This is a genomic window from Methanobrevibacter sp., from assembly GCF_045586545.1.
GTDB lineage: Archaea > Methanobacteriota > Methanobacteria > Methanobacteriales > Methanobacteriaceae > Methanocatella.
This window is the reverse complement of sequence record NZ_JAZNAN010000114.1, coordinates 1-7618: the sequence shown is the minus strand read 5'-3', so window position 1 is coordinate 7618 and position 7618 is coordinate 1. Positions and strand designations below refer to the sequence as shown.

The following is a 7618-nucleotide window of genomic DNA, read 5'->3' as shown; positions in this document are numbered from 1 at the left end:
ATGGGGAGGGTAAATTACTTAAATAAAATCACTATAATTACTTAAATAAAATTGATGAAAAACATAAAATTTATATGATGAAAAGTATAAAATAAATTTAATGAAAAGTATAAAATAAAATAGATGAAAAATATAAAAAAGTGATTGAGATGAAAAGATATTTGCCAAGATATACTGACCGTCAACTGGAAGAATCTCTTGAATACATGGGTGCTGTACTGATAACCGGTCCAAAGTGGTGCGGTAAGACTACAACAGCCAAACAACAATGCAAAAGCTTAAAAGAACTGCAACATCCGGTTCATGGAAAGTCTTACCTAAAGCTTGCTGACACCAATCCTATAGAATTATTAAAAGGGGATAAGCCAATGCTGATTGACGAATGGCAGATGGCACCTGAACTATGGGATGCCGTAAGATATCTGGTGGATGAATCAGATGAAGAGGGACTGTATGTCCTCACTGGTTCAACAATAGTTGATGAAAGTAAAATCATGCACTCTGGAGCAGGCAGGATAAAAAGAATCGTAATGCGTCCGATGAGCCTATATGAAAGCGGAGAATCCACAGGAGAAATTTCATTAATGGACTTGTTTGATGATGAGAATCTAAACATTGATGGTGCAACATCAAATCTGACAATCCCTGATTTGATATTCGCTGCCTGCAGAGGGGGCTGGCCCGAATCCCTTAACAAAAAAACCAAAAAACAGCAGCTGGCAATCGTATCCAATTATATTGACATAATATGCAATAGTGATGTTTCAGAAGTGGATGGGGTTAAACGCAACCCCCAAAGGGTAAAAGCTATCTTAAAATCATATGCCCGAAATATTTCAACATTGGCAACCAAAAGAACACTCATGAAAGATGTAAGGACTGAACATGAGGATATCTCTGCACCAACATATAATTCATACATAAATGCCCTTGAAAGGTTATATGTCATTCAAGACATTCCTGCATGGTCACCAAACATCAGATCAGCAAATACAATCAGAAAATCCCACAAAAAGGAATTCATTGATCCATCAATAGCTGTGGCAAGCCTTAACTTGACACCAGAAAAATTACTGAAAGACTTCGAAACCTTTGGATTCATATTTGAAAACCTATGCATACGTGACCTGCTGGTTTATTCAAGTTCAGTCAACGGAGAAGTATTGTATTACAATGATGACAGTGGTCTTGAAGCCGATTGCATCATATATCTAAACGATGGAAGATATGCATTGATAGAATTCAAATTGGGCAGTCGTGAAATTGAAAAAGGGGCAGAAAATTTACTCAAGTTAAAGGAATTAATTAAAAAAAGTGTGGAAAACAAAAAAATTGATTTGGAAGAGCCAAGCTTCTTAGCCGTAATTACTGGCGGAGATATGGCCTACACTAGGGCTGATGGGGTGAAAGTTATTCCGATAGGATGTTTGCGATAAATGTTTTGTTGTGGATTTTTTGATATTATGACATTTGAGGGATTGGACAAGTAAAACTGTTTCATATTTGTTGAATAAGTTTTATTGGAAAACAATACGGAATTAAAAAATAGAAAAGAAGTAGAAAAAATTATCTACTTAACTTTAACGGTTGTTTTTATGGTGTCCTTAAGGTAAGTAACCTTAACTGAGTATGTTTTGCCTTTCTTGAGCTTTTTGATAACATTCTTTTTAATGGTAACCTTAGCGATACCTTTTTTGTTGGTTTTAGTCTTGTATGTTTTACAGTTGAACTTGAATGTTATCCTTTTGCCTTTAACCCGCTTGCCGTTGATTTTAAGTTTTGCTTTTAAAGTGAACTTTTTAGCAGTCTTTTTTACAGTGACTTTCTTTGCTGTCAAGACCTGTTTTACAGTGACCTTGTTTGATTTGGTTACACCATTGTATGTTGTTTTAATGGTGTATTTTCCAGGAGTCTGTGTTATCTTGATTTTGGCGATTCCATTGCTGTTGGTTTTAACAGTAGTTGTTTTGCCATTGATTGTGAAGTTTACCCTAGCTCCTGCACCGACTACATGGCCGTCAGCAGTTACGACCTGAACGGAGAAGTAGGATCCGCTGCTATAGTCAACAGCAATGTTTTCATTGTTGATGATTTTACTGTCATCAGCAACGGTGTATGCTTTAAGACATGCAATATAACCTAAGTCATAAGCATCTTTCCATGTTTTCCTGTCAAATGAGACATATGAAATATTTTGGACATAATGCACTCTGGTATCCTCTAAAAGAAGATATGGCATCCAATTTGAGGATATCGCTACTTTGAAGACATCACCTTTTTTGATTGGTATGTAACTATCTAATTTGATGGTGTGATAACCGACATATGGGGACACTCCTTCTTGAGTCAATCTTAATTCATCGTTTACAAAAATTTTGACTGTATAATTGACGCCACTCTCATTGAAGTATGTTCCAACACCTGCAATCAAGTCATCGTCCAGTGCTTCAAAGACATTCATATAACTTATATTTCCATCACTTGACTCAAAATTAGAAAGCCATGTAATGTCATATTGATAGTTTTTATTGTATGGCACAGTATTTTCAATTATCGTAGCGGCGGCGTAATCAACGACCTTGCCGGGTGTATATGCCACGAGTGATTGGTCATAATAGGAAACATATAAAAATCCATTGTCTCCCCACTCAGAACCGTAACTGTTTTTGATAATCCATGCACCGTCGCCCGGAGGGGTGATTAGGAATTTTTCTTTTGGGAAATTATCATCCCATCCGATAATGGATACCTCATGATTTGCAGATTCAGGCGCATCGACATATTGTGCATAGGTTTTCGGATTATAATACGGAACTTCCTCATCATATGAGGATTGCCCGAAAAAGGACACATCCAGAGATCCATATTTCAGGATCGCCAATTTAATCTGTGTACCGTTAGGGATTTCATTATTAGGTATGAATATTATATCTTGGACATGAATGCTCTGGTCGGTTGCGATTGGAATTGTAATTTTTCCAAGCTCATCATAAGTATCGCTGCCATATGGAATTGCTCCAAGCCAGCTCAATAAATAACCAACAGCAGCAAGATTGAATCCCCCTTCAAATACCTCCAAAGCACCATAAGGTGAATATTTCATCACAGTTTTCATGTTATTCATAGAAACGTTAAATGCAATTCCTGTAGCCTTTAATAATGCTGATTCTAATGCTGAAGACATTCCGAATGTCCAGCATGCACCCGTCCATCCTTGATTTCTGACTGGTGATGTCCATCCCCAGTCACGCAAATCAAATTTTGCTGGAATAGTATCAACATTAATGGTATTATTAGCCAGAGTTAACTGCAGACCTTCTCCAACCATTATTGTCGCATAGAATGTATTGTTGGTTGAAACAGTATAGTTATTTAAAACATTTCCATCAATATCGCATTTTTTAGTAAAGACACTGAAAACGGCATTTGTATTGTTCTTGAATGTTGAACCTCTAATGTTGAATGAGCTGTCATATGCATATATTGCATTGCCTTCACTTGCAACATTATTGAAGAACTTTGAGTCAGTTATATTTAATGTAGAGATATCTGAGAATATTGCTCCGCCATAAGTCGGATAACCTTCAATGACATCAACGCCATTTGAATCAAAAGTACAATTGCTGATTTCAGTTTCTGTAAATGAAAGATAGATTGCCCCACCATTGAAGGTAGCGTGATTGTTTATGAATTCTGAATTGCTTAATCCTGTAATTGAACAACCTGTCGAAGAATGGGATAATGACATCGCTATTGATTTAACTGGTGTATTCTACTGCTGTAAAGCAGTCGGAGAATATATGGTTAAACAAAAATACGGTAAAATCATTAACATGGGTTCAATCCACTCCAGAGTGGCATTGACCGGAGGAATGATTACCGGATATGTTGCTGCAAAAGGAGGAGTATACAACCTCACTAAAACATTAGCAGCAGAATGGGCTCAATATAACATTACCGTGAATGCAATCGGACCAGCATACTTCGAATCTGAATTAACTGCAGATGTTGTTGGCGATGAACAATTCGACATGTTGATTAAAGCATTCTGTCCAATGGGCAGATGGGGTAAAGAAGGAGAATTAGATGGAATTGCTATCTACTTAGCATCTGATGCATCTAGTTTCTGCACAGGTCAATTAATCAACATTGACGGTGGATGGACTGCAATTTAGATTTTAAATTGCTTAAAACTTAATATTTTAGAGGGATTAACATATAATCCTTCTTAATATTCTATTTTTAATATTAGATAATTATTCATTAAATGATTGGAACATTTATCCACATCAGATTTGAGGATATAATTGTATCCAAACCCTAAAAATTATTTAATTGGACTATTAGATAATAAATCTCCAGTTATTTTTTCTATTGTGGACTCGACATCATTTAAATTAGTATAATTATTAGTTTTAGATTGCAAATCTCCAAATTTATCTTCAATTGTGGATTTGACATCATTCAAATCAGTATTATTTGTATAATTATTTGCTTTAGACTGCAAGTCCTCGGTCATGTTTTCTATTGTGGAAATTGCATTATCCAAATCGGTATTGTTGGGATAAACATTTTTGTACTGTACTGATTTAGCCATATGCAATGCTATGTCCTTGTCTTTGCAACAGATTATAATGTTGTCATGGGAAGTTTCATTAGATAAAGGGATGCAGTAAAATTTACCTTTATAATTTACTTTAATGATATCAAACAGGTGGATTTCCAATAATTCATCGGCATTTATCACGTAACATGTCAAACCATCAATGTTTTGCATTTCCCCATTTTTTATCAATTCATTCAGGGCATTGAAACTTAATCCGGTTAATTCACTAATTCCGCTGCCTTCGTTACTATTGTAAGTGATTAATGCTCCGTCGTCCCAATTCCAGATTTTTACACTTTCAAAATCGCCAAGAAATTTAGTCTGATTGGCCGGAACATCTATGCTTGTTCCGTTGGGGGTAATTTCAATTCTTTCATAATTCATGGTGTTTGTTAGCATTACTAAAATGACACCTGTAATAATTAAAAGCAATATGCCGATTATAATTATTTTTTTATTGTCCATAGATTATGCCCTCATTATTTTAGTGAGTCATGTTATTTTGTCCTGATTACCATAAGCAATTTAATAGTATAATCTTTTAATGCGCTGATCAAAACAACTATAACTATTATTGAATAATAAAAGATTGTACTTCATAGTATATGAAATTAGGTAAAATAAAAAATTATAAACAAAATAAGAACTGCCATTATTTGATGATTAGTGAAAACCAATTTAAAGGCGGTTAAAATTAATTTCAAGCTTCACAATCAGAATTTTAAATTGTTGATTGGCAATGTCAGGATAGTGGTGCTGTAAAAAAAAGTTGAAAAGTTAAAAATATTGTTATCAAGAAAAATTGTTTTAAAAATAAAAAAGAGTAAGCAGAATTATTCTGCTGTAACTTCAGTAACAAAGGTCATGTTTTCAATAGTTTCAGTTTCACCTGATTTGATTGTGTAGATTGGTGAACCGAGTAAAATTAAACCATTGCAAACTTCTCTGATTTTGTTATCAGCCACTTCTTGCATGTGGGTTCCTTCATATGTGAATCCTGCGTCTGCATCACCTTCTAATGCGAATGAAATTACTTCACCAGATTTTTTATTAGTTGCTTTTACATCTAGAATCATTTTTATAATCTCCAAAATATTTTGATAATTATAATTATGTTGGTTAATGTTTTTAAATAATGCGGTTTAAATTTGAAAATTTCCTAGTGTTATTCAAAAAGTAATTTATCAATAATGTCCATGTCAAGGTTTTCTTCAACGATTTCAGCCAGTCTGTTTAAGGAGTAATCCTTCTGAGTTTCATATGGGTCTTCACCATATTTTGCTTCAAGACCTTTTTTAACTCGGATATAGTTTAAAAATTCCCTTCTGAAATTGTAATTGTGGAATATTCCATGGAAATATGTTGCAAATACATTTCCATTACATGCACCATCAATAACTCCTTCGTCGTTGTTTCCCTGGCCTTTTATAATATTCAATAGTCCGCAGGAATTAATAAGGTCGGTAGTCCCTTCATGGATTTCATAACCGTTTACTTCTTCACCGGCAATGTTCTTAAAGATTTCGCCAGCTATTCCATCTAAATCATCGGGAATTGTTGCAACAGATTGCGTAACTATTTTTTCCGCTCTTGAAAAGCTGGATTCAACATTCAACAATCCTAAACCTTCAATGGTCCCATGTTTGGATTCACGTTTTTCCTCATCATAGATTATGTTACTTAAAATCTGAAGTCCTCCACAGATTCCAACAATAGGTATTTCATTGGATTTCTCAATTATCTTATCTGCAAGGCCACTTTCACGCAGTGCAAACATGTCTTCTGTTGAATTACGTGTTCCTGGAATGATTATTGCATCAACATCACCGATATCATCATTGACGCCAATCATTTTAAGCGCTACATCCTCTTCGTACTCAAATGGATCAATATCAGTGAAATTAGCTATTTTCGGAAGGCGTATTACTCCAATGGTAATGTCCTTATCTTCTGCAAAAACATGAGTGGTCAGTGATGCAGAATCCTCTTCTGGAAGTCTTAAGGTTTCATCATATGGTAAAACTCCTAAAACAGGTTCGCCGGTAATCTCTTCAATCCTGTCAAGTCCCGGTTTCAGGATGTCCAGATTACCTCTGAATTTGTTGATTACGGTTGCTTTAAGGCGTGACCTATCGTAATCATCTAGCAAAACGTAAGTTCCGGCAATGGCTGCAAACACTCCTCCCATCTCAATGTCGGCTATCAGGATTACGTTGGCATCGGCCATGTGGGCAATTTCCATATTTGCAATGTCCTGCTTTCTCATGTTGATTTCGGCTGGAGAACCTGCCCCTTCAATAATTATTATGTCATGCTTGTCGGATAATATTTCAAAGCTTTCCTTAATGGCGTTTAATGCGGTATCATGGTATTTGTGCTGATAATCATAGAAATTCATGTCTCCAATGGATTTTCCTTGAATGATTACATTTGAAGTGAAATCCCCTTTTGGCTTGAGCAGAATAGGATTCATGTGTATGCTCGGTTCAATCATTGCCGCTTCAGCCTGCAGCATCTGCGCAATTCCAATTTCCCCGTTTTCTTTAGTGGTATATGAGTTTAAAGACATGTTTTGGGATTTGAATGGAGCTACATTATATCCTCTATTTCTATAAATTCTGCAGAGGGCCGCTACAAGCATACTTTTTCCGGCATTTGATGAGGTTCCTTGAACCATGATACATTTTGTCATGATAAAATATATTCAATTACTATTATAAATAATTTAAAAATGAGTTTAAATTAATCTCATTTGAAGTGGGATAAAATCTGTATCAATTATCCGGGGTTTTAATTATAACAACTGATTTTTGTGATACATTCCACACTTCAAATTCGATTAACAAGAAATTATTATCGAAAATAATTCTTGTAATAATTATTTTATAGATTAATAATATATAATATTGACTATTTTACAAGTAATAATTTTAATTTTATGATATATTTTGTTTTAATTAATTTTTATTATTAATATCCTTTTTTATAATTTTTTTTATAATTGATAAGTTA

At 34.6% G+C, this 7618-nt stretch carries 6 protein-coding genes; 2 read left to right on the top strand and 4 right to left on the bottom strand.

What is annotated here, in order from left to right:
- Positions 1-149: 149 nt before the first annotated feature.
- Entirely contained in the window at positions 150-1436 is a 1287-nt protein-coding gene (locus tag ACKI3D_RS08560) for an ATP-binding protein (RefSeq protein ID WP_407393715.1), read from the top strand.
- A gap of 134 nt (positions 1437-1570) precedes the next feature.
- On the opposite strand, the gene ACKI3D_RS08555 is transcribed toward ACKI3D_RS08560, so the two are convergent.
- Positions 1571-3748, bottom strand: coding sequence for a C1 family peptidase (locus tag ACKI3D_RS08555; protein ID WP_407393713.1), 2178 nt, complete (start codon positions 3746-3748; stop codon positions 1571-1573).
- Between ACKI3D_RS08555 and ACKI3D_RS08550 the strand changes: the two genes are divergently transcribed.
- A complete protein-coding gene (locus tag ACKI3D_RS08550) occupies positions 3687-4175 on the top strand; it encodes an SDR family oxidoreductase (protein WP_407393711.1) in 489 nt (162 codons plus the stop codon). The two genes, ACKI3D_RS08555 and ACKI3D_RS08550, sit on opposite strands and share 62 nt — an antisense overlap.
- A gap of 152 nt (positions 4176-4327) precedes the next feature.
- On the opposite strand, the gene ACKI3D_RS08545 is transcribed toward ACKI3D_RS08550, so the two are convergent.
- From ACKI3D_RS08545 to cobQ, 3 genes are all read right to left on the bottom strand, one after another.
- The gene (locus ACKI3D_RS08545) at positions 4328-5071 is read right to left on the bottom strand and encodes a hypothetical protein (protein WP_407393709.1); all 744 of its coding nucleotides are present in this window, start codon (positions 5069-5071) and stop codon (positions 4328-4330) included.
- A 368-nt stretch (positions 5072-5439) separates the two neighbouring features.
- Positions 5440-5682, bottom strand: coding sequence for a hypothetical protein (locus tag ACKI3D_RS08540; protein ID WP_407393708.1), 243 nt, complete (start codon positions 5680-5682; stop codon positions 5440-5442).
- An 89-nt stretch (positions 5683-5771) separates the two neighbouring features.
- Positions 5772-7298, bottom strand: coding sequence for a cobyric acid synthase CobQ (cobQ, locus tag ACKI3D_RS08535; RefSeq protein ID WP_407393706.1), 1527 nt, complete (start codon positions 7296-7298; stop codon positions 5772-5774).
- Between the last annotated feature and the right edge of the window lie 320 nt (positions 7299-7618).

Coding starts and splice junctions, on each gene's coding strand:
- ACKI3D_RS08560 (WP_407393715.1), top strand. CDS start 150: ATGAAAAGATATTTGCCAAGATATACTGACCGTCAACTGGAAGAATCT.
- ACKI3D_RS08550 (WP_407393711.1), top strand. CDS start 3,687: ATGAATTCTGAATTGCTTAATCCTGTAATTGAACAACCTGTCGAAGAA.
- ACKI3D_RS08555 (WP_407393713.1), bottom strand. CDS start 3,748: ATGTCATTATCCCATTCTTCGACAGGTTGTTCAATTACAGGATTAAGC.
- ACKI3D_RS08545 (WP_407393709.1), bottom strand. CDS start 5,071: ATGGACAATAAAAAAATAATTATAATCGGCATATTGCTTTTAATTATT.
- ACKI3D_RS08540 (WP_407393708.1), bottom strand. CDS start 5,682: ATGATTCTAGATGTAAAAGCAACTAATAAAAAATCTGGTGAAGTAATT.
- cobQ (WP_407393706.1), bottom strand. CDS start 7,298: ATGACAAAATGTATCATGGTTCAAGGAACCTCATCAAATGCCGGAAAA.